Genomic DNA, 24,034 nt, shown 5'->3' on the forward strand with positions numbered 1-24,034 from the left:
CCCTCAGGCCGGGCGCTTGAACATGCGGGTCGCCGTGATCTCGCTGTGCACCGCCTCCCCCGCCGGAGTCTGCTGCGGCAGCCCCGGCCTGAGGTGCTCCTCCACGCTGATGTACTTCAGCCCGGCCCTGAGGTCGGCGTCGTTGCGCAGCCGGATGACCAGGGGGAACTCCGCGAGTGCCGTCGTGTCGAACAGGCCGGTGGTGTAAAGGAGCTGCACACCCAGGGCATCGGAGACGGCCCGCTGGAGCTCCAGCAGGTAGGTGGCGTTGGCGCGGCCGATCGGGTTGTCCAGGAAGAGCGTGCCCGCGTGGCGGTGCTTGTCGCGGCCTCGGTCGTTCGACCTGAGGGCGGCCATCGTGCAGTACAGGGCGATGGCCGCGGTGAGCAGCTGGCCGCCGGAGAACACGTCGCCCATCTGCCCGACGGGGACCCGCTCGGCGCGCAGTACGGCGTCCGGCTTGAGGATCTCCACGGCGACGCCCTTGGGCTGGAGCGCCGCGCCGACTCCGCGCAGCAGCAGGGACATGCCGTCGCGCCGCAGGTCGGAGTTCTTCTTCACGGCGGCGCGGGTCGCCTCGTCGATGACCTCGCCGAGCCGCTCGGTGAGGGTGGCCTGGTCGGGCTCGTCGAAGCGGATGCGCAGGAACTCCTGCCCGGACCACTCGCCGAGCCCTTCCGGGAGGCGGGACAGGCGCTGGGCCGACCTGAGCGTGGCGAGCGCCGACTCGACCAGTCCGCGCAGCCGGTCCACGATCGAGTCCCGGTTGCGTTCCAGCTGGGCCAGCTCGTCGGTGAGCACACGGAGGCGGGGCGCGAAGGCCTCGGCCCACTTCTGGGCGTGCTCGGGCAGGGCGGAGGCGGGCAGTTCGCGGATCTGCTGCCGGGCGGGGGTGCGCACCTGCTCGTAGCGGGTGGAGTTGGCGTGCCGGACCAGGACGTCGCCGGCCTCGCGGACGGCGGACTCCGCGGCGGACAGGTCGGCGGCGCAGCCGCGCAGTGACCTGCGGGCCTCGGCGGCCGCCTGCCGGGCTCCCTCCGGGCTGCCCGGGTACGGCTCGGGTTCCTCCTGCTCCTCGTCCCCCGTCGGCTCGCGCAGCAGGTCGCGCAGCATGGCGGCGATCTCGTCGAAGCCTCCGGCCGCGTCCTCGGCGGCGCGGTGGGCCTCCAGCAGTCCGGCGTGCGCCTCGCGGGCCTGGTCCAGTGCCTCGGTGCGGGAGGCGAGCTCGGCGGTGGCGGTGCGCAGCAGTGCCTGTGCGTGCTCGGCGTCGCGCGGGAGCAGTTCGTCGGGGAGTCCGGTGTGCGCCTCGCCGTCCTCGGGCGCGTGCCGCTCGGCCTCGCCGCGCAGCCGGCCGAGCTGTTCGCTCGCGGAGGACATCCGGGTCTCCAGGAGCTGCACCAGCTCCTCGGCGCGGGCGGCGGCGGCCTGCCGGGACGGCCCGTCGGAGCCCTCGAAGGACTCAAGGAGTTGTGCCGCGCGGGTGCGGACCTTGTTGCTGAGCCGGTCGAGTTCGGCGCGGGCGGCGCTCTCGTCGCTCTCCGCCCGGGCCTGCTCGGCCCGCAGGTCCGCGCCCACCCCGACCTTCTCGTACACCTGGGAGGCGGCTCGATAGGCCTCGCGCAGGGCGGGCAGGGACACCTTCGGCGCGTCCGCGTCGCTCTCCGGGACGTCGTCGGGGGCACCGGCGATCTCGGAGCGCTCGGCGCGCAGCGCCCGTGCGGTGCGGCGGGTGTCGTCGGCGGCGCGCTGAGCGGCGCGCCGGTCCTCGTCGGCGGCGCGGGCGCGTTCCAGGCATGCCTGGGCGCGGGCCTCGGACTCGGCGACCTCGTCGGCGAGTTCACGCAGCCGGGCCTGCCAGCCGGCCCGCTCACGCAGCCGGAACGCGAGTCCGGCGAGGGCGTCGGCTGCGCGCCGTGCCTTCTGGGCGGCCTCCTGCCGTTCGTCGCGCTCCTGGGCGACCTCGGCGGCGGCCTCGTCGGCCTCCGCGCGCAGGCTCCGTGCCTCGGCCAGCTCGGCCTCGGCCTCCTCGGCGAACACACGCGTGTCCTGGGCGGACTGCGCCAGCTCCAGCAGCCGGCCGGCGGGGCAGCCGGTGCGCCAGGAGGCGAGCCGCGCCGCCAGCTCCCTGTCCTTGCCGAGCCGGGCGGCGAGCCGGCGGATCTCCTCGTCCCGCTCGGTGGCCCGTACGCGCAGCGCCTGCCGTTCCTCGTCGGCCGCGAACTCGTCGTGCATGGCCGGGTTCGGCGGGACGAGGAAGACGTCGCCCTCGGGCGCGCCGTCGGCCGGGGTCGGGGCGAGCAGCGCGGCGGCGGTGCCGACGGCCACGGTGGAGCGGGGCAGCAGGGCCGCGTCCGAGAGGGCCGCGCGGGCACGCGCGTGCGTGTCCGGGTCGGTGATGATCACGCCGTCGACCAGCTCGGGCCGGGCGGCCAGTACGCGCGCGTGGTCGGCGGGGTCGACGGACTGGGCGAGGTAGCGCCAGCCGGGCAGCGCGGGGATGCCGTGCTCGCCGAGGAACTCCACGGTGGCCAGGACGTCCGGGCCGGGCGGCAGCAGCCCGCCGTCGCCGAGCGCGCCGAGGATCCGGGAGTCGTCGGCGGCGGCGGTCCGCAGTTCGAACAGGTGCCGCTCGGCGGAGGAGACGGTGCCGTCGAGCAGTTCGCGCAGCTCGTCGGCGAAGCGGTCCAGGTCCTCGGGGGTGAGCGTGCCCTCGGCCCCGGCCGGGTCCGTCACCTCGGCCCCCTGTCCCGCGGGGCCGTCCTGCGCCTCCGCGGTGCGGTGGGCCGCCTCGGCGCCCGAGGCGGCGGCGCCCGTGGTGTCCGGTCCGGTACGGGGCGCCGGTACCGCTGCCCGCGCGGTCGCGCTCGGCAGGCTCAGCAGTTCCGCGAGCCGCCCCTCGGCCGCCAGCGCCTCGGCGATACGGCGTTCGGTCTCGTGAGCGCGCTGGGCCGCCGTCGCCGCGTCGGCCGCGCGGGCCGCGGTGAGCTCCGCGCGGGACTCGGCCGAAGCGGCCTCCCGCGCGTGTTCCGTGGTCTTCCGGGCGGCCTCACGGGCCTGGTCCCAGGCGGCGACGGCGGTCTTCTCCGCGTCGCTGGCGGCCAGGGCCGCACGGGCCGGGTCGGCGTCGGGGGCGCTGTCGTCCAGCCAGCCCGCGCGGACGGCCTCGGCGGTCTCCTGCTCGACCTCGGCGAGGCGCTGGCGCAGATGCCCGGCCTCGCTGCGGGCGCGCTGCGCCTCGGTCGCGGCGGCGGTCTGGTCCCGGTACGCGGACTCGCTGACGTCCTGGAGCTGTGCGGACCGCTCCTCCCCCTCGTTGGCGAGGGTCTCGGCGCTCTCGGCGGCGGCGTGCAGGGCCCGTACGAGGTCGGTGGCGGCCTTGGCGCGCGCGGCCAGGGCCGGGGCCGCGTCCCGCTCGGCCTCCTGGATCGCGGCGGAGACACGGGCCACGCGGTCGGCGGCGGCGCGGTGGCGCAGCACGGCCTCGGCGGCCTGCCACGCCGAGTACAGGGTGCGCGCGTCGGCGAGTTCCCGCTTCTGCGCGGCCGCGGACTTCTCGGCGGCGGCGAGGGCCAGCGACGCGTGCCGGTAGGCGAGTTCGGCGGCGATCAGGGAGCTGCGCTCGCGGCCTCCCTCGGAGTGGGTGACGGCGTAGGCGGCGGCGGTGACGCGCTGGGCGAGGTCGGCGGCCCGGATCCGCTCCCGCACCGCCCGGGCGGACAGCCGCCGTGCCAGCGTGCGGGTGCGCCGCTCGGCCGTGGTGTGGATGTCACGCGCGCGCGCACGGGCCTCGGCGGCCTCCACGATCCGGCCGAGCAGGTCGACCGAGCCGGCGGTGAAGTCCCGTTCGGCGATCAGTTCGGCACGCCGGCCCAGCTTGTTGCCGAACCCGCTGACCAGGTCGGCGAGCCCGTCGGTGTCGCGGGTGTCGGTGACCGCGCGCAGCAGCAGGTCGGTGAAGTCGGAGTCCTTCTTCACCGCGAACAGGCCGGCCGCCTCGCCCTCGTCGGCGTTCATCTCCCGCTGGTAGCGGAAGAGTTCGGGGTCGAGGCCGAGGTCGCCCAGGTGTTCGGTCCAGCGCTCGTGGATCTCCTCGAAGTGGACCTCCAGGTGCGGGTACGTCTTCCCCGCCTCGGTGATGGCGTCCCGGAAGCCCTTCATGGTGCGGCGGCGGCCCCGCGCGCCCGACTGGCCGTCGGCGAACGGACGTACGGATGTGGCCTCGGCGACCGGGAGGTTGTCCAGAGTGAGGCCGGGCCCGGGCCGGAAGGAGTACCAGGCTTCGGCGAACTTCCGCGGGTCGTTGGAGACTTGGCGCCCGCGCCACTCGCTGGCCTTGCCGACGACGACGCACTCGCCGGTCTGCACGTGCTGCCACTCAAGGGCCACGTGCCCGCAGTCGTCGGCGAGCAGGAACTTGCGCAGCACGCCGGAACTGGCGCCGCCGAGGGTGTTGCGGTGGCCGGGCAGCATCACCGAGAAGATCAGCTTGAGCAGCACGGACTTGCCGCCGCCGTTCTCCAGGAAGAGCACACCGGCGGGGGCGGGCCGGCGGGGCGGGCCGACCGGCTCCTCCGCGAAGAACTCCGCCTGGATGGGCGCGGGGTCGGGCACCGGCCCGCCCACGCCCCGCAGGTCAAGCACGGTGTCGGCGTAGCGCGCACCGGCGGGCCCGATGGAGTAGAGGCGGACCCGGGACAGCTCGTACATGGCGGACTCTCGTCAGTCTTCTTGCAGTGGGGGGGTGGCGGGCTTCGTGCGGACGGGGGTGGCGGGAGGCGGCGGGGCCTCGGACCTCAGGAGTGGAACGGCAGCCCCGCGTCGGCCACCAGGTCCAGGTCGTCGGTGTCCTCGGCGGGCAGCAGGCTCGGGGTGCCGCCGGTGACCGGGACGATGCCCAGTTCGAGGAGTTCGGCCAGGGCGGCGCTGCCCGCCATGTCGCGCACCTGGAGCTGGTAGCGGGCCGTCGTGCGGTACGTGCCGCCGCTCTCGTCGCCGGTGCGCTGGAGGAACCCGGAGTCGGTCAGGAACGCCAGGGCCTTGGCCACGATGCCCGTGGTCGAGGCGGCCGGGCGGCGCGCGTCCTTGGTGGCGCCGGTCGCGCTGCGTCTGGCCCAGATCCGCCAGGCGGCCTCGAGGCCGGGCGCGTCGGTGGCCGGGTCGGTGTTCTCGCCCTGCCGCTCGGCGCGTTCCTCCAGGCGGCGGCAGGCCTGGCGGACGAAGGCGTCGACGCCGTTGACGGTGACGCGCCCGATGTAGCCGTCGTCGGCGAGGTCCTCGGGGCGCGGGAACGCCAGGGCGGCGACCGCGAGGTGGGCCAGTCCGTGCAGGAAGCGGTCGCCGGAGTCGGCGGCCGTGCGGCGCGCGTAGTCGCTCATGCGGACGGCGAACACCGAGTCCTCGGCGGCGGTGACCGCCATCCCCGCGCGCGGGGACACTTCAAGGACGACCAGCCCGAGTCCGGCGGCCACGGCGTCCGCGAGCCGTGCGAACGCCGGGTCCTCGCGGTGGCGGCGCAGCAGATCCGCGTACTCCTGGTCGCGGGCGGGCTGCAGCTTGGGCTGGAGCCCGAAGGCGACGAGCCGGGCCGCGTCGGCGGCGTCGGCGGGTGTGACGGCGACCGCCGTGGGCGCGTCTGCGGCTTCCGGCTCACTCCGGTCGACGTGCTCGGTCACGGTTGGGGCTCCTTGCTGGGGTGTCGCTCGTGCGTACGGTTGCCGGCGGGGCTCACGCCGCCTCCGTCCGGTCGGCCGCCATGCCCACCGCGTCCAGCAGTGCCGTGCCGACGATGAGGTCGGCGCCGCCGAACTCCTGATCGTCCAGTTCGGTCCCGTCGTCCACGGCGAACAGCAGCTTCTCCTCGCCCTGCCGGTAGGCGGTGCCGACCGGGGGGCTGGCCGCGTGGACGGCCAGCAGGGCGACCAGGTACGGCAGGTCGGGGTCCTTGTCGCGGGCCTCGGCGAGCAGGCCCGACAGCCGCCGGGGGGCGTCGGCCGGCAGGTCGAGGAGTTCCCTGGCGGCCGCGAGCTGCTCCTCGCTGAACCGGCTGTCGTCCGGGGTGGCGATCAGGTCGGGTTCGGGCATCTCGGCGCCCAGGTGCTCCCGCTCGACGGGCGGCGTCAGCAGGATGTCCACAAGGTCGGCGACGCGGACGGACACCGGAGTGCGCAGCCCGGTCCCGCGCGCGAAGAAGGCGTCCGTGACCCGGATCGCCTGCTCCAGCGGCAGCGGGAGGGTGGGCGCGAGCAGATGGCCGTAGAGGTCGGTACCCGAGGTTGTCAGCGGGGTGGCGAAGGCCTGCCGGTCCTGCTCGGCGCGGAACAGGGGGCCGGCGTCGAGGAGCCGGGACTGCAGCTGGGTGTGTCTGCGGATGCAGTCCTTGACGATGTCGACCAGTTCGGCGGCGCGGCGCTTGTGCTCGGGTTCCTCCGACTCGTCGCGCGCCTTGCGGATGTTGGTCAGGATCGCGTTCTCGTGGCGGTAGCGGTCGGCGACGTGGTCCAGGGCCTCGGCGATCATGTCGGGGACCGCGCCGAGCCAGTCCACCGCGCGGACGTTGCGCCGGGTCGCCTCGAGGGCCCTGCGCAGGGTCTCCGCGTACTGCACGGTCCGGTAGCGGGCCTGTTCGGCGGCGAGCTGTGCGTCCGCGAGGCGGCCGCGGCTGATCAGCACCTCCAGCTTGACCTCGGCGGCGATCTGGGCGCTGGTGACGTCCGTGTCGAGGGCGCCGACGAGGACGTTGACCGCTTCGTCCGTCGTGCGCAGGTAGACGGTGCCGCCGGGGCCGGGGACCTCCTCGACCAGCTTGAAGTCGTAGTCGCGGCGCACATACGTGCCGTCCGGGCCGAAGGTGCCGTACACCGCGCGGAAGCCGCGGTCGACGCTGCCGACGTTGATCAGGTTCTCCAGGACCCAGCGGGCCACCCGCTCGTGCTCGCCTGCCGGGCGCCGCGGGGCCTGTGCGGCGACGCGCGGGACGAGCCGGGCCACGACCTGGTCGTGGTCGGCGCCGGTGTCGAAGTCCATGTTGAGGGTGACGAGGTCGATGGCGGCGAGCGCGACCTCCGCCATGCCGTACACCGAGTACTCGCCGGCGAGATTGGCCTTGCGGGCGTCCAGGTCGTGCAGCGGCGCGGTGCAGGCGAGCGCGCGCAGCCGCCGCGCCAGCCCCTCGTCGGCGGCCGGCCCCAGGGCGGGGCGCGGCCCCGCGCTGAGCTGGGGCGGAACGCTGTCCGTCGATGCAGGCGAAGTCACGGTGCACAGATTAGGTCCTTGGTCCGACAAGGATCCAAACGGCGCGGACGAGGCCGGCGCCGTGCGTCTTCGCGCCCGCTCTCGGGCGGGCCCGGAGGACCGGCCCGGTCGCGGCTGGGGCACGGCCCGTCGGCTGCCGTCGGCCGCGTCGGGTCACCCGCGACGAGGCGGGCGAGGGCGGCGCGGCGTCCACCGGAACACCGGCTCGTCCGCGCGGGGTCGAGGCATGAGCCGTGACGCACGACACCCGGCCCGGCCCGCGCGTGTGCCCCGGCACGACTCCCGGTCCGGCTCAAGCGGGTTCAGGCTCGGGCCGCTCCGGTACCGCCAGCGCCGCCAGCGCCGCCGACACCGATGCCGACGACCGCAGGTCGAGGCGGGTGCTGGTGCCGCGGGCCCGGTGGCGGAGTTCGTCGGCGGCCAGGGTGAGGAGCTGGGGCAGCAGGTCGGTGCAGCGGCGGGCCACCCAGCCGGTGCCCGCCGTGGCCAGCCACCACAGGCTCGCCGACCTGGTGGGCGCGGGGCACTCCGGCTCGGGCGAGGGGGCGGGGCCGTTCGCCATGCCCGTCTCCGCGAGCAACGCGTGGAAGCGGACGGCGAGTTGGCGGTGCCCGCGCTCCCCCGGGTGCAGCCGGTCCGCGCTCCACATCGCACGGTCGGTCAGCCACCGGCCCGCGTCGGCGTGCAGGTGCACGGCCCCGTACCGCTCCGACAGGGCGTGCACCACCGTGTTGACCGCACGCTGCCGCCGGGCCAGCGGGCGGGCCAGCGCGCCGGGCAGGCCGAGCATCGCGCCGGGGTCGGGCAGACAGGCCGTCAGCAGGACCGCGCCCCGGCGCGTGAAGGCCGCGTAGACCTGGTCGAGGCGGGCGGCCACGGCGTGGATGTCGAAGGTGCGGCGCAGTGTGTCGTTGACGCCGACGACGACCGACACGACGTCCGGGCGCAGGTCGAGCCCGGCCGGGGTCTGCCGCTCCAGCACGTCACGGGTCTGCGCCCCGCTGACCGCGAGGTTGGTGAACTCCACGGCCGCGGACCGCTCGGCGAGGCCGCCGGCGAGCAGGGCCGCCCAGCCGCGCCATCCGTCGCCCGTGGGATCGCCGACGCCCTCGGTGAGCGAGTCGCCGAGGGCGACGAAGCGCACCGGTCTCATGCCACGCCCTCCGACTGCGGGCGCCGTGCGGGTGCCGGGACGTCGTGCGCGGCGAGGAACGCATCCACGGAGGCCGTCCACCCGAAGCACTCCGCACGCGCGCGTGCGGCCTCGCGCCGCTCCCGCTCCGGGCGCGCCAGCAGGCCCTCCACGGCGTCGGCGAAGGCCTCGCCGTGGTCGGCCGCGCTGTCGCCGGCCGAGCCGATCACCTCGGGCAGCGCGGAGGACGCGCTGGCCACCACGGGGGTGCCGCAGGCCATCGCCTCCAGCGCGGCGAGCCCGAAGGTCTCGGCCGGCCCGGGTGCCAGGCAGACGTCGGCGCAGGCCTGGAGCGCTGCGAGCCCGCCGCGGTCGCGGACGTGCCCGAGGAACGTGACCGGCAGCGCCCGCTCGCGGGCCCGCTGCTCCAGGCGCGCCCGCAGCGGACCGTCACCGGCCACCACCAGTACCGCCCGCCGTCCGCGCCGCAGGAGCACCTCCAGCGCGTCCAGGGCGTTGCCGGGCCGCTTCTCCACGGACAGCCGGGAGCACATCACCAGCAGCGTCTCGTCGTCGCGCGCGTGCCGGGCGCGCTGTGCCGCGTCCCGCAGTGCGGGGTGCCGCTCCACCAGGTCGACGCCCAGGGGCGCGCGTACGACGTTGCGCGCGCCGACGCGCACGAACTCGCGCTCGGCGAACTCGGTGGTGCACACCACGCGCGCGTAGGTGTGCGCGGTACGGAGGTTGAGGGCGTCGGCGGCCCGCAGGGACAGGGCCTGCGGCACGCCCCAGGTGCGCAGCACACCGTCGGCGGTCTCGTGGGAGACCATCACGGCCGGGACCCGGGCGCGCCTGGCCCACTGGCCGGTCCACCGCAGCGTCGTGCGGTCGGACACCTCGAGGCGGTCCGGTGCGAGCTCCTCCAGGAGGGAGGCGACCAGCCGCCTGTTTGTGAGGACGCGGTAGCCGCCGGTGCCGGGCAGCAACGGCCCGGGCAGGGTGATCACCCGGCCCTGCTCGGTCTCCTGGTCGGTGTGGCGGTCGCCGGGGACGATCAGCACCGGTTCGTGGCCGGCCGCCTTGTAGCCCTTGCCGAGTTCGCGCAGGGCGGTGCGCAGTCCGCCGGAGGCGGGGGCGACGAAGTTCGCGAGCCGCACGAGGGTGAGCGGAGCGGTGCTCATGCCGCCACCGCCGTCCGCCGGGAAGCGAGCACGTCCTCGTAGTGGTTGATGAGCTGGTCGCCGATCGCCGCCCACGTGCGCCCCTCGACCGCGGTGCGGCCGGCCGCGGCGAGCGATGCCCGCAGCGCCGGGTCGGCGGCCAGCGCCCACACGGCGTCGCGTACGGCGGCCGCGTCGCGCGGCGGTACCAGGAACCCGGTGCGCCCGTGGTCGACCAGGTCGAGCGGGCCGCCCGCGGCGGGTGCGACGACGGGCACCCCGGAGGCCATGGCCTCCTGAACGGTCTGGCAGAACGTCTCGAAGGGCCCGGTGTGCACGAAGAGGTCCAGCGAGGCGAAGACCCGCGCGAGGTCGTCGCCGGTGCGGCGGCCCAGGAAGACGGCGCCCGGCAGGGCCTCGGTGAGCTGGGGCCGGCTGGGCCCGTCGCCCACCACGACGACCCGTACGCCGTTCATCCCGCAGACCCCGGCGAGCAGTTCCACCTGCTTCTCGGCGGCGAGCCGGCCGACGTAGCCGACGATCAGCTCACCGTTCGGGGCGAGTTCACGGCGCAGCGCCTCGTCGCGGTGCTGGGGACGGAAGCGGACGGTGTCCACCCCACGGCCCCACAGCCTGACCCGGGGCACGCCGTGTGCCTCCAGGTCCTGCAGGGCGGCGCTGGAGGGTGCGAGTGTGAGGTCGGCGGCGGCGTGGACGGAACGGATGCGCCGCCAGGCGGCCGCCTCGCCGGCGCCCATGTAGGTGCGGGCGTAGCCGGCGAGGTCGGTCTGGTAGACGGCGACGGCGGGGATGCCGAGCCGGGCGGCGGCGGCCATGCCGCGGACGCCGAGGACGAAGGGGCCGGCCAGGTGGACGAGGTCGGCGCGGTGCTCGGTGAGCGCCGCCGCGACGCGCCGACTGGGCAGGGCGACGCGGACCTGGGGGTAGCCCGGGAGCGGGAGGGAGGGGACGCGGACGACGGGGCACGGCGCGAGGGCGTCGGGCCCGGTCGAGGCGGCGGTCGCGGGAGCCACGACGAGGGGGGCGTGACCGCGATCGACGAGGTGCCGGGCGGTCTGGAGCGCGCAGTGGGCCACGCCGTTCACATCGGGGGGAAAGGATTCGGTCACGATGACGACACGCATACCGGTGTTGTCGCCGTGCCGGACGTGCCCGCGTCAACGTGGATCTTTCCTGGCGTGGAACGTCCCATGAGCGTTGGGCTGTGCGGCCCTGTGGGACCGCCCCCGGCCACGCGCTCCTGGCTCCCGGGTCACCGGGGGTTCACGCGGCGGGCGCGTCCGGTCCGATCCGGCTGCGTACGGCGGTCTGGACCTCGTCCTCCTCGGCCGGGTCGGCGGCGAGCCTGCGCAGTCGCTCGACGACGCGTGTGTCGCCGGTCTCGGCGTGCCGGGCGGCGATCTCGCGGGTGGTCTCCTCGCAGTCCCACAGGCACTCGACGGCGAATCCGGCGGGGAAGGAGGGGTCGGTGGCGGCGAGGGCGCGGGCGGCGCGGCCGCGCAGCTGGGAGGAGGCGGTCTCGCGGTAGATGTGGCGCAGGACGGGCGCGGCGCAGGTGATGCCGAGCCGTCCGGCGCCGTCGACCAGGGTCCACAGGGTGGGCGCGTCGGGGCCTTCGCCCCGGACCGCCTCCCGCAGGGCGGCGAGGACGAGGTCGCGGTCCCGGACCGTGCCGCGGCAGGCGAGCACACGTCCGGCGGCGGCGCCGAGCGGGTCGGGGCGATGGGCCCAGCCGCGCGCCCGGTCGACGGCGGCGGCGCCGCGCATGCGTTCGAAGGCGTCGACGGCGGCCACCACCACGGTGGCCGAGCCGTCGGACACCGCGGACTCGATGAGGTCCGGGGCCTCGGGGTCGTCGCCGTCGGCGAGGTAGCGCAGGGCGGTACAGCGGGCCGCGTCGGTGCCAGCCCGGGCGGCGCGCAGGATCTCGGGCCGGTCCTCGGGTCCCGCGACGGCGGTGAGGCAGCGGGCGGCCGGGACATGGCGGGCCGCGCCGCGTTCGGCGCCCTGCTGGGCCCAGTCGAACACCGCCTGCACGCTCCACCCGGGCCGGGGTCCGGCGGGACGCATCTGCCGCTGCCAGAGGTCGAAGGAACCTGTCTCGTGCGCGGCACGCACGCGCGTGGCGACCGACTCGCGCGGGTCGTCGGCCCACAGCCGCCACGGCCGGGGCTCGAAGGCGTCACGCACCGCGGCGGCCAGCTCGGCCTCGCCCTCGGCGTCGGTGGAGAAGCGCGCGAGGACCGGCGCGGCGAGGGCACGCAGCCCCGCGTCGTCGTCCCTGAGTGCCAGTTCGTCCAGGGCCCAGGCCCAGTTGGCGCCCGTGGCGGCGTACCGGCGCAGCAGGGCGAGCGCGTCGCGCCTGCCGTAGGAGGCGAGGTGCCCGAGCACGGCGAGGGCGAGTCCGGTGCGTGACTCGTCGGTGTCGAGGGCGTCCTCGGGGTCGAAGAGGTGCTCCTCGATCCGGTCCAGTTCGCCGTCGAGGTCGAGGAAGAGCCGGGCGTAGTAGAGGGAGCGGTTCTCCACCTGCCAGTCGTGGCGGGGGTCGCCCAGCACGCAGTGGTTCAGTGCCGCCAGCGCCTCGGCGCGGGGGGCGGTGAGCGCGTGCAGCGTGCCGTCGCCGCGGCCCCGCTGAAGCAGGCCGAGCAGCGTACCGCTGGGCGCTATGACCGGATCGAACATGGGAAACAGCCTCACATCAAGCGTCGACGCAACCGGGGATCTCGCACTACCTGGCCGCGCGACAACACGTCGGGGCGCCCACCGTCCGCTGCTTGCTGTAGACCATCTTCCTCTGCCTCTCGTCGGTGGCCCATGCGGGCCGGATCACGGCCCACGCGGTGCGGCAACACCTGCCCAGCCATCGCGTCCGTGAACCACGACGTCATGATGACCCGGCGCCCGCGCTGCCGCGACCGAAATTTCCGGCGGCCCCGTACCGCCTCCCCCGTTGTTCGTGTCGTTCCTGGTCAGGAGGGCCGAAGCGAACTGCTCGCGGCCCGGGGATCAGCTCTCGCCGAACATCTCCAGCAGCTCCGCCCTGCCGAACATCCGGGCCGTGTCGACGGCCGAGGGGGTGCCGGCGGACGGGTCCGCGCCGCCCTCCAGGAGGGCCTTGATCACTTCCTGCTCGCCCTTGAAGACCGCCCCTGCGAGCGGGGTCTGGCCCCGGTCGTTGACGCGGTCGGCGTCGGCGCCCCTGGCCAGCAGCGCGCGGACGGCGGCCGCGTGGCCGTGGTAGGCGGCGAGCATCACCAGGGAGTCGCCGCGGTCGTTGGTGAGGTCGGCCGGGACGCCCGCGTCGACGTACGCCACGAGGGCCTCGGTCCGCCCCTGCCGGGCCAGATCGAAGATCTTGGTCGCCAGCTCCACGACCTCGGGGTCGGGGGCTTCACTCATCGGCCGGACCGCCTCTCACTGCGAACGTTCGGTACTGCGGGGAGCAAGCGTACGGCGGTCCGCGCTGGTCGGCCGTACGGGTGAATCGCCAGCGTACTGGCTTGTGCGCCACATGACCGGGGGGTGCCCGAGGTAATGATCACCACGGACACGGTCGGACGCCGCAGTGCCGCTCAGGTACCCCAGGGGACTCCGCCAGTCGAAGGAAATCGAACTAAATTCACCCATTTGCACCTTTTGTCATATGGATACATGCTGTGATGCTGGAAGAACCTAGGGTGACTGTCCCCACTCGACACCAGGAGACCTCCCATGATCCTCTCCGTCTCAGGCGTGATCCTGTTCGGCATCGTCACTGTCGTCTTCTTCCGCAAGGACGGACTGAAGCCGTCGCACGCGTGCGTGTCCGCCATGTTCGGCTTCTACCTCTCGAGCACGGCCATCGCCCCGAGCATCAAGGCCGGCGGCGAGAGTCTGGCGAGCCTTCTGGGCGGCATGAGGTTCTGACGACGTCCGTCCCTCCCGTACGCACCTCCAGGAGGCAGCAGTGGCCCGGCGCCCCCTCCCCCGCATTCTGAGCACAGGCAGCGCGCAGCTCACCCGGAGCCGGGAGCTGGCACGGACGGCGGCGGACAGCGCCACCGACGTCCTCCACCCGCTGATCACCATCACGCGTGGTCTGCGCCGGCTGGCCTCGGCCGGACGGCGCAAGTGGTCGGACACACCGAAGGACCGGCGCGGCCCGCTGATGTTCCTCGTGGCGTCGCTGTTCCTGGTCGTGGCGCTGGTGCCGTACGGCCCGCTGCTCGCCGCCATCGTGCTCATGGCGGCAGCGGCCTGGCACGGCCGCGACCGCACCCCGCCGAAGCCCGAGGGCCCGGACGAATCGCGCGTCCAGCGACTGACCTCCCTGTACGAGGCCCTGGTTCCCTACTTCTCGGCCACCGAGGACCCGGCACCGCTGTACGCGCACGGCGGCGCGTGGGAGAGGGCGTTCCCCGTCTTCGAGTTCGACGACTCGGGGCGCGTGCGCCACCTGGCGATCCGGTACCCCGCGTACTTCACCGACGGCGAGGCCGAGTCCCGCGCGCGGATCGAACACCTGCTCACCGTCAAGGCCGGCCGCGGCCGCGAGTACCTCTTCTCCTGGGACGAGGAGGGCAACCAGCTCACCTTCACCGCGCTCGCCCCGCTGCCCACGGACATCGCCGCGCAGCGCTTCGTCACGGCGCCGGGCGAGACCGTACTCGGCTTCACCGACCCCACCGAGGTCCAGCGCACGCTCCCCCTCGGCTACGGCGAGGAGCAGCGCGACGTGCCGCCGGTCGTGTGGCGCACCGGCCTGCGCTCCACCGAGCCGCACCTGCTGGCCCTGGGCCAGGCGGGCAGCGGCACCTCGACGCTGCTGCGTTCCATCGCGCTCCAGGCCCTCCAGCACGGCGACGTACTGATCGTGGACGGCGGCGCCACCGGCGAGTTCGCCTGCCTGACCGGCCGGGACGGGGTGCTCGCGGTCGAGTGCGGGCTGGCCGGGGTGCTGGCGAGCCTGGAGTGGGCGGCCACCGAGACCGAGCGCCGGCTGATCGCCGTCAACCGCGCGCGGCAGGCGGGCCATCCGCCGCCGGAGGACACCAGGCGGCCGCTGTGGCTGCTGCTCGACCGGCCCACCGCGTTCACGCACCTGGCCGCCGCGGACGGCCGCAAGGATCCGCAGGCGCTGCTCCAGGTGCCGCTGCGGCACGGACGCGCGGTCGGCGTGGCGGTGGTCCTGGCCGAGCAGTTCGACTGCGCGGAGGCGCTGAGCGACGCGGTACGGCAGCACACGCGCGCGCGTGTCGTGCTCGGGCCGGCGACGGCGGAACAGCTCAAGGCGGTGCTGGGGGCGCCGCCGCACACGACACCTCCGCCCGTCGTCCCGGCGGGACGCGGGTACGCCCGGCTGGGGACGAAGCCGGTCCACCGGCTCCAGGTGCCTGCCACGCCCGACCCCTACGACGACGCGACGAGCGTCACCCATCGGCAGGCCGTGCTCGACCTCCTGCCGCCGAAGACCACACCGGCCGACGGGGAGCGGGTGCCGGAGCCCCTGGAGGCCGTGACGGAAGCGGTCGCGGAGCCCTCGTGAGGGCCCGGGCCCTCACGGGCCCCGAGGAGCCGCACGCTCAGGCGACGAACGTGCGAGGGGACTCGCTCCCTCCGGAGGTTCCCGCCTCCACCAGCCGGGCCGCCGCCGCGAGGCGTGCCGCCGCCTCCTCCGCCACCGCTCCCGCGACCGTGAACGGCAGCCGGACATAGCCCTCGAAGGCCCCGTCGACGCCGAAGCGCGGGCCGGAGGGGACACGGACGCCCACCCGCTCGCCCGCCTCGGCGACGCGGGAGCCCGAGAGGCCGCCGGTGCGCACCCACAGCGTGAGCCCGCCGCCGGGCACCTCGAACTCCCAGTCGGGCAGCTCGCGCCGGACCGCCGCCACCAGCGCGTCCCGGTTGTCGCGTGCCTGGCCCCGCCGGACCTCCAAGGCCTCCTCCCATCCCCCGGTGCTGAACAGCCAGTTCACGGCCAGTTGCTCCAGCACGGGGGTGCCCAGGTCGGCGTAGGCCCGCGCGGCGATCAGGCTGCGGATCACGTCGGGGGCCGCCCGCACCCAGCCGATGCGCATCCCGGCCCAGAAGGCCTTGCTGGCCGAGCCGACGGTGATCACCGTGGATCCGGCCGGGTCGAAGGCGCACACCCGCCGCGGCATCTCCAGCCCCGGATCCAGGTGCAGCTCGCTCATCGTCTCGTCGACGACGAGCACCGTCCCCGCCGAGCGGGCCGCCTCCACCAGCCGGCGCCGCTGCTCCTCGTCGGCGAGCGCGCCGGTCGGGTTGTGGAAGTCGGCGACGACGTAGGCGATCCGGGGCGCGGCCTCCCTCAGCACCTGGCGCCAGCGGTCCAGGTCCCACCCGGTGAGCCCCTCGGCCATGGCGACGGGCACGAGGCGGGCGCCCGCCTCCCGCATGAGCTGGAGGATGTTGGCGTAGGACGGCGACTCGACGGCGATGCGCTCGCCGCGGCCCCCGAAGAGGTGGCAGATGGCGTCGATGGCGCCCATGGCACCGGTCGTCACCATGATCTGCTCGGGCATGGTGGGGATCCCGCGCGCCGTGTACCGCTCCGCGATCATCGACCGCAGAGCGGGCAGCCCGGCCGGATAGTCCCCGTGGGTGTGGGCGTACGGCGGCAGTTCCTCCAGCGCGCCCTGCACGGCGCGGGTGAGCCACGGCTCCGGGGCCGGCAGCGCCGCGGTGCCCAGGTCGATCACCGAGCCCAGTGCCTCAGGCGGCAGGGGCTCCAGTCCCCGCGCGGGCAGCGGATTCCCGGCCGGCACGGCGGTCCAGCTGCCCGCGCCGCGCCGGGACTCCAGGAAGCCCTCGGTGCGCAGGGCCTCGTACGCGGCGGCGACCGTGGTGCGGCTGACAGAGAGGGACAGGGCGAGTTCGCGCTCGGCGGGCAGCCGGGCGGCCACAGGAACCCGCCCTTCGAGCACCAGCAGCCGGATGCCGTCGGCGAGCGCGCGGTAGGCGGGCGGGCGGCGTGAACCCGGGCCCGCCGGGCGTTCTTGCTGGGACTTGAGCAGCCGAGCGAGCTGCGCGGCTCCCACCGCCGAAGTCCACTGCGCCATGACGACCAGTCCACCTTCCTCGAATTGGCCATGGATGGAACATCTCCCCCCGCCACAGAGTGTCATCCACCAGGCCACTTCCACCACCAGGGGGAACGTTTTGTCCGCACCCGCCCGCCTTGGGCGTCGACTGATCCAGCTCTACGCCGGCCTCGTGCTGTACGGCGCGAGCTCCGCACTCCTCGTCCGGGCGGGCCTGGGTCTGGAACCGTGGAACGTGCTGCACCAGGGCCTGTCCGAACTGACCGGCCTGACGATCGGCACGGTCGCGATCATCGTCGGCGCGGTCGTGCTGCTCCTGTGGGTCCCGCTGCGCCAGCGCCCCGGCCTCGGCACGGTCTCCAACGTCTTCGTCGTCGGCCTCGCCATGGACGGCACCCTCGCCCTGCTGCCCGACGCCCGCACCCTTGCCGTCCAGGTTCCGGTGCTCGTGGCGGGCATCGTGCTCAACGGAGTGGCCACCGGCCTCTACATCTCCGCCCGCTTCGGGGCCGGTCCCCGCGACGGGCTGATGACGGGACTGCACCAGCGCACCGGCCGCTCGATCCGCCTGATGCGGACGGCCGTGGAGGTGGCGGTCGTGGTCACCGGCTTCACGCTCGGCGGCACGATCGGCGTCGGCACGGTGCTGTACGCGATCTCCATCGGGCCGCTGGCCCAGTTCTTCCTGCGGCTGTTCGCCCTTCCGGCGCCGGCCGGAGACAACGCCGTTGCCGCCGGGACACCCTGACGAGCCATACTGCGTCCGTGACCACGCCCGTACGCCACGCCTACCTCGACCATCCGGGACCCATCCCGTTCGCGCACCGCGGCGGGGCGGCCGACGGGCTGGAGAACACCATGGCGCAGTTCCGGCGCGCGGCCGGACTGGGCTACCGCTACATGGAGACCGACGTCCACGCCACGGCGGACGGCCGGCTCGCCGCCTTCCACGACGCGACCCTGGACCGGGTGACCGACGGCGCGGGCCGCATCGCCGACCTGCCGTGGGACGACGTGCGGCAGGCGCGCGTGGCGGGCCGGGAGCCGGTGCCGCTCTTCGAGGATCTCCTGGAGGCCTTCCCCGAGGTCCGCTGGAACGTCGACGTCAAGGCCGAGCCCGCCCTGCGCCCCCTGCTGGACCTGATCGAGCGGACGAACGCCTGGGACCGCGTCTGCGTCGGCTCGTTCTCCGAGGCCCGCGTGGTCCGGGCGCAGCGGCTGGCCGGGCCGCGCCTCGCCACCTCGTACGGCACCCGCGGGGTGCTGGCCCTGCGGCTGCGCTCCTGGGGCCTGCCGGCGGTGCCGCGCCGGTCCGCGGTGGCCGCGCAGGTGCCCGTGTCCCAGTACGGCGTCCCGGTGGTCGACCGGCGGTTCGTCCGCACCGCCCACGCACGCGGGCTGCACGTGCACGTGTGGACGATCAACGAACCCGCGCTGATGCACCGGCTCCTGGACCTCGGTGTCGATGGCATCATGACCGATCACATCGACACGTTGCGCAAGGTCATGGAGGAGCGGGGTGTCTGGGCCTGAGGCCCGGAACACCTCCGTCCGTCTTCGCGGACCGTCGGCAACAGGGGAACCAGCGGGGAAGCGAGGGCGCGGGGTGGGCAGTGACACCGTGCGGGCGGGGCAGACCGGCGACGAGGCAGCCGACCGGCGCCGCGAGCAGCACGGATGGTACTTCTACGACTGGGCGTGCTCCGTCTACTCGACGAGCGTGCTCACCGTGTTCCTCGGCCCCTATCTCACGGCGGTGGCCGAGTCGGCGGCGGACCCGGACGGGTTCGTGCACCCGCTGGGCATCCCGGTGCGGGCCGGGTCGTTCTTCGCGTACTGCGTCTCGGCGTCCGTGATCGTGGCGATCGCGCTGATGCCGATGGCCGGCGCGGCGGCCGACCGCACCGGCCGCAAGAAGCCGCTCCTCGCGGCCGCCGCCTATGTGGGCGCCGGCGCCACCACGGGCCTGTTCTTCCTGGACGGCCACCGCTATCTGCTGGGCGGTCTGCTGCTGGTCGTCGCCAACGCGTCGGTGGCCGTCTCGATGGTCCTCTACAACTCCTACCTGCCGCAGATCGCCCCGCCCGAGGAGCGCGACGCGGTCTCCTCACGCGGCTGGGCCTTCGGCTACGCGGCCGGCTCACTGATGCTGGTGGCGAACCTCGTCCTGTTCACCGCCCACGACTCCTTCGGCGTCTCCGAGTCCATGGCCGTGCGCATCTGCCTCGCCTCGGCCGGTCTGTGGTGGGGTGTCTTCACGCTCGTCCCGCTGAAGCGGCTGCGCGACCGCCGCACCGCCCCCGCCGCGGCACGGGTCCACGGCTGGCGCCAACTCGCCGCCACCGTAAAGGACATGCGGGGCAAACCGCTCACCCTGTCCTTCCTGCTCGCCTACCTCGTCTACAACGACGGCATCCAGACGGTGATCTCGCAGGCGTCGGTGTACGGCTCCCGTGAACTGGGCCTGAGCCAGTCGACGCTCATCACGGCGGTGCTGATGGTGCAGGTGCTGGCGGTGGCGGGCGCGCTCGGCATGGGACGGCTGGCCCGCGGGTACGGGGCCAAGCGCACGATCCTCGGCTCGCTGGCCGCGTGGGCGGTCATCCTGGCGGCCGGGTACTTCCTGCCGGCCGGGGCGCCGATGTGGTTCTTCGTGCTGGCCGCCGGGATCGGGCTGGTCCTCGGCGGCAGCCAGGCGCTGTCCCGGTCGCTGTTCTCGCATCTGGTCCCGCCCGGCAAGGAGGCCGAGTACTTCTCGGCGTACGAGATGAGCGACCGGGGCATGAGCTGGCTGGGACCGCTGCTGTTCGGGATCACCTACCAGCTCACCGGCAGCTACCGGGACGCGATCATCTCGCTGGTGGCGTTCTTCGCGATCGGGTTCGTGCTGCTCGCCCGGGTCCCGGTGCGCCGCGCGATCAGCGACGCGGGCAATCCGGTTCCCGAGCGGATTTAGCGCTCGGGGCGAAAGGGCGGTAGTGTACGCGTTTGGCCTGCCAGGCGTACCGTTACTGCGTGTCAAAGATGCCGAAACGCTGGGTGACATCTACTTACAGATGTGACAAACCGGGCGCCGGTGGGTACTGCACTGGTTGACAAGGCTGCGGCTACGACGGCGACGCATGACCCGGAACGGGACATCGGAACGGGAATCTTTACCGCCGACCGGACGTTGACCGGATGACGACGACAGCGACACCTGTCCTGTGGGCGACAAGCCCGGGAGGCACGATTCATGAGTGAGCGAGCTCTTCGCGGCACGCGCCTCGTGGTGACCAGCTACGAGACCGACCGCGGTATCGACCTGGCTCCGCGCCAGGCCGTGGAGTACGCATGCGAGAAGGGGCATCGTTTCGAGATGCCCTTCTCGGTCGAGGCGGAGATCCCGCCGGAGTGGGAGTGCAAGGTCTGCGGGGCCCAGGCACTCCTGGTGGATGGCGACGGGCCGGAGGAGAAGAAGGCGAAGCCGGCGCGTACGCACTGGGACATGCTGATGGAGCGGCGCACCCGCGAGGAACTCGAAGAGGTCCTCGAGGAGCGTCTCGCCGTTCTGCGGTCCGGCGCGATGAACATCGCCGTCCATCCCCGGGACAGCCGCAAGAGCGCGTAGTCCCCGCCGGGGGCCGGGCCGATTCGCAGCGCACGCCGACGCATGCACATGGCAGCGGGCGCCGTACATTCCTGTACGGCGCCCGCTGCCATGTCTTCTTCCGGGTTCCGGGTGTCCTCCCGGTGTCCGGGTTCCGGGGTGCCCCCCCGGTGTCACCGGGTCAGCGGCGGGCGCTGCTCGTCCGGGGCGTCCGGCTCGTCCCGGATCACCTCGCCCTGGACCACCTTGCCGTCGGGGCGGTGGATGCGGACCTGCTGGAACGCGTCGCCGAACGTGCCGGGGCCGGCCTCGCGCAGCCTGCGGTCGACGGTCCGCCCGGCGTAGCGGCTCACGGCCTGCTGGACCGGCGGAAGCAGCAGGAGCAGGCCCACCACGTCCGAGATCACACCGGGAATCATCAGCAGCAGGCCGCCCAGCATCATCAGGCCGTTGCCACCACGGCGCGCGGAGGGGGCGCCGCCCTGCTGGAGTGCCTCGTTGAGGTTCTGGAAGGCACGGCGGCCCGCACGTTTGATCACCACCGCGCCGAGAACGACGCCGGCGACCAGCAGCGCGAAGACCGTGAACCCGCCCGCCGCTCCGCCGACCACCGTCAGCAGCCAGATCTCCAGCACGATCCACACCGCGAGGCCCAGCGGCAGATACCGGCGGGGCCCGGAACGCCGGGGCCGGGCGGAGTACGAAGAGGTCGGAGCGCCAGTCGTCATGCTCCCAGTGTGCCTGGCGGCTGCTCAATGCCGGATAAGGGCCGGTGCCTCTCGTCCGGATCGGGCCGGATCCGGATGAAGGACCCTATGCCTGAGGCTTGCCGCCACGGCCGGTGATCTTGGTCACCCGCTCCCCCACGCCCCACGCGGTGACCCGCCACAGGGCCTCGACGAGGATGTCCCGGCTCATCTTGGAGTCGCCGTGCTCGCGCTCGACGAAGGTGATGGGAACCTCGACGACGTGGTATCCCGCCTTCACGGCGCGGCGGGCCAGGTCGACCTGGAAGCAGTAGCCCTGCGAGGCGACCTCGTCCAGGCCCAGGCCCTCCAGTGTCTCCCGGCGGAAGGCGCGGTAGCCGCCGGTGATGTCCCGCAGGGGCAGGTCGAGGGCGAGGCGCGAGTAGGTGCTGCCGCCACGGGAGATGAACTCGCGGGACTTCGGCCAGTTCACCACGCGTCCGCCCGGCACCCAGCGGGATCCGAGGACCAGGTCGGCGCCCTTGAGGGCGGTCAGCAGCCGGGGCAGTTCCTCGGGCTGGTGGGAGCCGTCGGCGTCCATCTCGATCAGGACGCCGTAGTCGTGCTCCAGGCCCCAGCGGAACCCCGCGAGGTAGGCGGCGCCGAGGCCCTCCTTGCCCTTGCGGTGCAGCACGTGCACGTGCCCGTCCTCGGCCGCCAGTTCGTCCGCGAGCTTGCCCGTGCCGTCGGGGCTGTTGTCGTCGGCCACGAGGACGTGCGCCTCGGGGACGGACGAGCGCACCCGGCTCACGATCGTCTTGATGTTCTCCGCCTCGTTGTAGGTCGGAATGATCACCAAGGCCGTGCCGAGAGGGCCGAGTCGCCTGTCCCGGGAGCCGGTCGCGGGGTTGCCGTCGCCGTCGTTCACTGCTGCCCCTTCATGTCCGTACGCAGGGGACCACCATAGTGTCCCCGGCCTGCGAGGACGTGACATCGCAGGCGTACGGGGGTGTCGATTCGGCAAGAGGGGGGTAAGAGCGCCCGCCTCGATCGTGCCATGGATCCGTCCGTGCGGCGGATGGGGGCCCGGCGCTCTTCGGGCCGACCTGGGACCCGCTGGCTGCGGATCGACCGAAAGCCGTTGTCTACTGAGCGCCCGGGCCCCACCCGGGTCACACCTTGCCGACCGTCCGGAACGTTCCCTCGCGGACGCGGGCGCTGAGCCTGGCTCCCAGCGACGGTGACCCGGTGCGGCACACCGTCCCTGACCCAGCGGCGCCGTGACGCGGGTACGGAAGTTCCCCGGCCGGGCGTCCGGTGGTGGACCCGGCAGAACCTACCGGCCCGCTGCCGTCGCCTGTCAACCAGTGCCTTGACCTGTACAAACGCCCATGGCCACCGGGCCGGTGCGGAGGATGCGCAGGTCGCGCGACCGAGCGGCGGGCGCGGGGCGGCACGGTGCGCCCACGGGAGATCACTCGCCCGGCCGTACGAACACCGTCCGTCCGCCCACCACGGTCCGCAGGCAGACGGGCAGGTCACGCCCCGGAGTGAGGTCGGGCAGCCCGGGCGTGCCCGAGCGCGGGTCGGTCGACCAGCGCGCGACCCGGTCGTCGGGGGCCTGGACGACGAGTTCGCCGGTGCTCCAGACGGCGTAGTCGGCGGGGGCGCCGGGCACCAGGATGCCCGCGTCGTCCCGACCGACCGCGCGCCAGCCGCCGCGGGTGTGCGCGGTGAACGCCGCGCGGACGGAGACGCGGTGCTCGGGCGTGCGGTGGAAGGCCGCCGCCCGGACCGTGCCCCACGGGTCCAGCGGTGTGACGGGGCTGTCGGAGCCGAAGGCGAGGGGGACGCCGGCGCGCAGCAGGGCCGCGAAGGGGTTCAGCGTCCGGGCCCGCTCGATGCCCAGGCGCCTGGCGTACATGCCCTCCTCGCCGCCCCACAGGGCGTCGAAGACGGGCTGCACGGACGCGGTGAGGCCGAGTTCGGCGAAGGCTGCGACGGTCTCCGGGGTGAGCATCTCGGCGTGCTCGACGCGGTGCCGGGCGGCACGCACACGGGCCAGGCCCACCTTCTCGACGGCGGCGCGCACACCGTCGACGACCGCGGTGACGGCGGCGTCGCCGATGGCGTGGAAGCCCGCCTGGAGGCCCGCCTCGGTGCAGGCGGCGACGTGGGCGGCGACGGCGGCCGTGTCCAGGTAGGCGGTGCCGGTGTGGGCGGCGTCCGTGTACGGCGCGTGCAGGCAGGCGGTGTGCGAGCCGATGGAGCCGTCCACGAAAAGGTCGCCGGCGGCGCCGTGGGCACCCAGCCGGCGCGCCTTGTCGACGTCCTCCTCCGCCCAGTAGCCGACGACCCGGGGACCCGGCTCCTCGGCGGCGAGCCGCAGCAGCCCTGCGAAGTCGTCCTCGGAGGAGATGCGCGGGCCGCCGCACTCGTGCACCGAACCGATGCCCAGGGAGGTGGCGCGGGCGAGCGCGGCCCGCTGCGCCTCGGCGCGCTGGGCGGGGGTGACCGCGGCGAACGCGGCGGCCCGCACGGCGTGGTGGGCGTCGGCGGTCAGCGGGCCGTCCACGGGCCCCTGGACCTCCGGTACGAGGTCGAGCAGCGCCGTGGTGACGACCGCGGAGTGCACGTCGATACGGCTCAGGTAGAGCGGCCGGCCACCGGTGGCCTCGTCGAGTTCGGCACGCGCCGGGGGGCGTCCGCCGGGCCAGCGGGCCGCGTCCCATCCGTGGCCGAGCAGGACGCGGTCGTCCGGGCGGGCGGCTGCGAAGTCCCGTACCCGGGCGAGCGCCGCCTCCAGGGAGGGCGCGTCGGACAGGTCCAGACCGGTGAGGGCGAGGCCGGTCGCGGTGGTGTGCACATGGGCGTCGGTGAACGCCGGGGTGACGAGGGCGCCGTCCAGGTCGACCACCTCGTCGACGCCGTCGGCGAACGCGTCCGCCGCCCCCTCCGAGCCGACCCAGGCCACCTGGCCGGCCTCCACGACCATGGCGGTCGCGAACGGGTCGGCGGGACTGTGGATCTCCCCCCGGCGCAGCAGGACGGTCCGGACCTCGGCAGCACGCTCACTCATGCCCCCAGTCTCCCGCCTCCCCCGAACCCGCCGGCACGCAGGTCGCCCCGGCACGCCCCGGAGCTCCGCCGCA

Annotated in this window: 18 protein-coding genes; 6 read left to right on the top strand and 12 right to left on the bottom strand. The window is 74.4% G+C overall.

Annotation, left to right across the window (positions count from 1 at the left end; genetic code table 11):
• Window positions 1-3 precede the first annotated feature (3 nt).
• The 8 genes from OIE49_RS07285 to OIE49_RS07320 all read right to left on the bottom strand — a co-directional run bounded on the left by OIE49_RS07285 (window position 4) and on the right by OIE49_RS07320 (window position 12,963).
• Window positions 4-4,707: a hypothetical protein gene (locus OIE49_RS07285; protein WP_326801614.1), complete on the bottom strand. Its 4,704-nt coding sequence runs from the start codon at window positions 4,705-4,707 to the stop codon at window positions 4-6.
• Window positions 4,708-4,793: 86 nt separating this feature from the next.
• Entirely contained in the window at window positions 4,794-5,672 is an 879-nt protein-coding gene (locus OIE49_RS07290) for a hypothetical protein (protein ID WP_326801615.1), read from the bottom strand.
• 52 nt (window positions 5,673-5,724) lie between these two features.
• Entirely contained in the window at window positions 5,725-7,251 is a 1,527-nt protein-coding gene (locus tag OIE49_RS07295) for a hypothetical protein (protein WP_326801616.1), read from the bottom strand.
• A gap of 292 nt (window positions 7,252-7,543) precedes the next feature.
• Window positions 7,544-8,404 carry an SGNH/GDSL hydrolase family protein gene (locus OIE49_RS07300; protein ID WP_326801617.1) on the bottom strand — a complete coding sequence of 287 codons (861 nt, stop codon included), beginning with the start codon at window positions 8,402-8,404 and terminating at the stop codon, window positions 7,544-7,546.
• Window positions 8,401-9,564: a glycosyltransferase gene (locus tag OIE49_RS07305; protein WP_326801618.1), complete on the bottom strand. Its 1,164-nt coding sequence runs from the start codon at window positions 9,562-9,564 to the stop codon at window positions 8,401-8,403. The genes OIE49_RS07300 and OIE49_RS07305 overlap by 4 nt, the downstream gene beginning before the upstream one ends.
• The gene (locus tag OIE49_RS07310; RefSeq protein WP_326801619.1) at window positions 9,561-10,688 is read right to left on the bottom strand and encodes a glycosyltransferase family 4 protein; all 1,128 of its coding nucleotides are present in this window, start codon (window positions 10,686-10,688) and stop codon (window positions 9,561-9,563) included. Before OIE49_RS07310 ends, OIE49_RS07305 begins: the two co-directional genes overlap by 4 nt.
• 139 nt (window positions 10,689-10,827) lie before the next feature.
• Window positions 10,828-12,246 (bottom strand): HEAT repeat domain-containing protein, encoded by a 1,419-nt coding sequence (locus OIE49_RS07315; RefSeq protein WP_326801620.1) that lies wholly within the window; start codon window positions 12,244-12,246, stop codon window positions 10,828-10,830.
• 324 nt (window positions 12,247-12,570) lie between these two features.
• Entirely contained in the window at window positions 12,571-12,963 is a 393-nt protein-coding gene (locus OIE49_RS07320; protein WP_326801621.1) for an ankyrin repeat domain-containing protein, read from the bottom strand.
• Between the two features lie 312 nt (window positions 12,964-13,275).
• Between OIE49_RS07320 and OIE49_RS07325 the strand changes: the two genes are divergently transcribed.
• Both OIE49_RS07325 and OIE49_RS07330 read left to right on the top strand, forming a co-directional pair.
• On the top strand, window positions 13,276-13,470 hold the full coding sequence (locus OIE49_RS07325) for a hypothetical protein (protein WP_100567939.1): 195 nt from the start codon (window positions 13,276-13,278) through the stop codon (window positions 13,468-13,470).
• A gap of 40 nt (window positions 13,471-13,510) precedes the next feature.
• A complete protein-coding gene (locus OIE49_RS07330; protein WP_326801622.1) occupies window positions 13,511-15,088 on the top strand; it encodes a hypothetical protein in 1,578 nt (525 codons plus the stop codon).
• A gap of 37 nt (window positions 15,089-15,125) precedes the next feature.
• Here the strand turns inward: OIE49_RS07330 and OIE49_RS07335 are convergent, their stop codons facing one another.
• Entirely contained in the window at window positions 15,126-16,625 is a 1,500-nt protein-coding gene (locus OIE49_RS07335) for an SCO1417 family MocR-like transcription factor (RefSeq protein WP_326801623.1), read from the bottom strand.
• 100 nt (window positions 16,626-16,725) lie between these two features.
• Between OIE49_RS07335 and yczE the strand changes: the two genes are divergently transcribed.
• From yczE to OIE49_RS07355, 4 genes are all read left to right on the top strand, one after another.
• Window positions 16,726-17,355 carry a membrane protein YczE gene (gene yczE / locus OIE49_RS07340; RefSeq protein WP_326801624.1) on the top strand — a complete coding sequence of 210 codons (630 nt, stop codon included), beginning with the start codon at window positions 16,726-16,728 and terminating at the stop codon, window positions 17,353-17,355.
• Between the two features lie 17 nt (window positions 17,356-17,372).
• A complete protein-coding gene (locus OIE49_RS07345; protein ID WP_326801625.1) occupies window positions 17,373-18,140 on the top strand; it encodes a glycerophosphodiester phosphodiesterase in 768 nt (255 codons plus the stop codon).
• Window positions 18,141-18,213: 73 nt separating this feature from the next.
• Window positions 18,214-19,563 carry an MFS transporter gene (locus OIE49_RS07350; protein ID WP_326801626.1) on the top strand — a complete coding sequence of 450 codons (1,350 nt, stop codon included), beginning with the start codon at window positions 18,214-18,216 and terminating at the stop codon, window positions 19,561-19,563.
• A 279-nt stretch (window positions 19,564-19,842) separates the two neighbouring features.
• Window positions 19,843-20,217, top strand: a complete 375-nt coding sequence (locus OIE49_RS07355) for an RNA polymerase-binding protein RbpA (RefSeq protein WP_003977404.1) — start codon at window positions 19,843-19,845, stop codon at window positions 20,215-20,217.
• Between the two features lie 152 nt (window positions 20,218-20,369).
• On the opposite strand, the gene fxsA is transcribed toward OIE49_RS07355, so the two are convergent.
• From fxsA to OIE49_RS07370, 3 genes are all read right to left on the bottom strand, one after another.
• A complete protein-coding gene (gene fxsA / locus OIE49_RS07360) occupies window positions 20,370-20,924 on the bottom strand; it encodes an FxsA family membrane protein (protein WP_326801627.1) in 555 nt (184 codons plus the stop codon).
• A gap of 85 nt (window positions 20,925-21,009) precedes the next feature.
• Entirely contained in the window at window positions 21,010-21,810 is an 801-nt protein-coding gene (locus OIE49_RS07365) for a polyprenol monophosphomannose synthase (protein WP_199836563.1), read from the bottom strand.
• Between the two features lie 546 nt (window positions 21,811-22,356).
• Window positions 22,357-23,961 carry an amidohydrolase gene (locus OIE49_RS07370; RefSeq protein WP_326801629.1) on the bottom strand — a complete coding sequence of 535 codons (1,605 nt, stop codon included), beginning with the start codon at window positions 23,959-23,961 and terminating at the stop codon, window positions 22,357-22,359.
• Window positions 23,962-24,034: the final 73 nt, after the last annotated feature.

The sequence above is a fragment of the Streptomyces sp. NBC_01788 genome, from assembly GCF_035917575.1.
GTDB lineage: Bacteria > Actinomycetota > Actinomycetes > Streptomycetales > Streptomycetaceae > Streptomyces.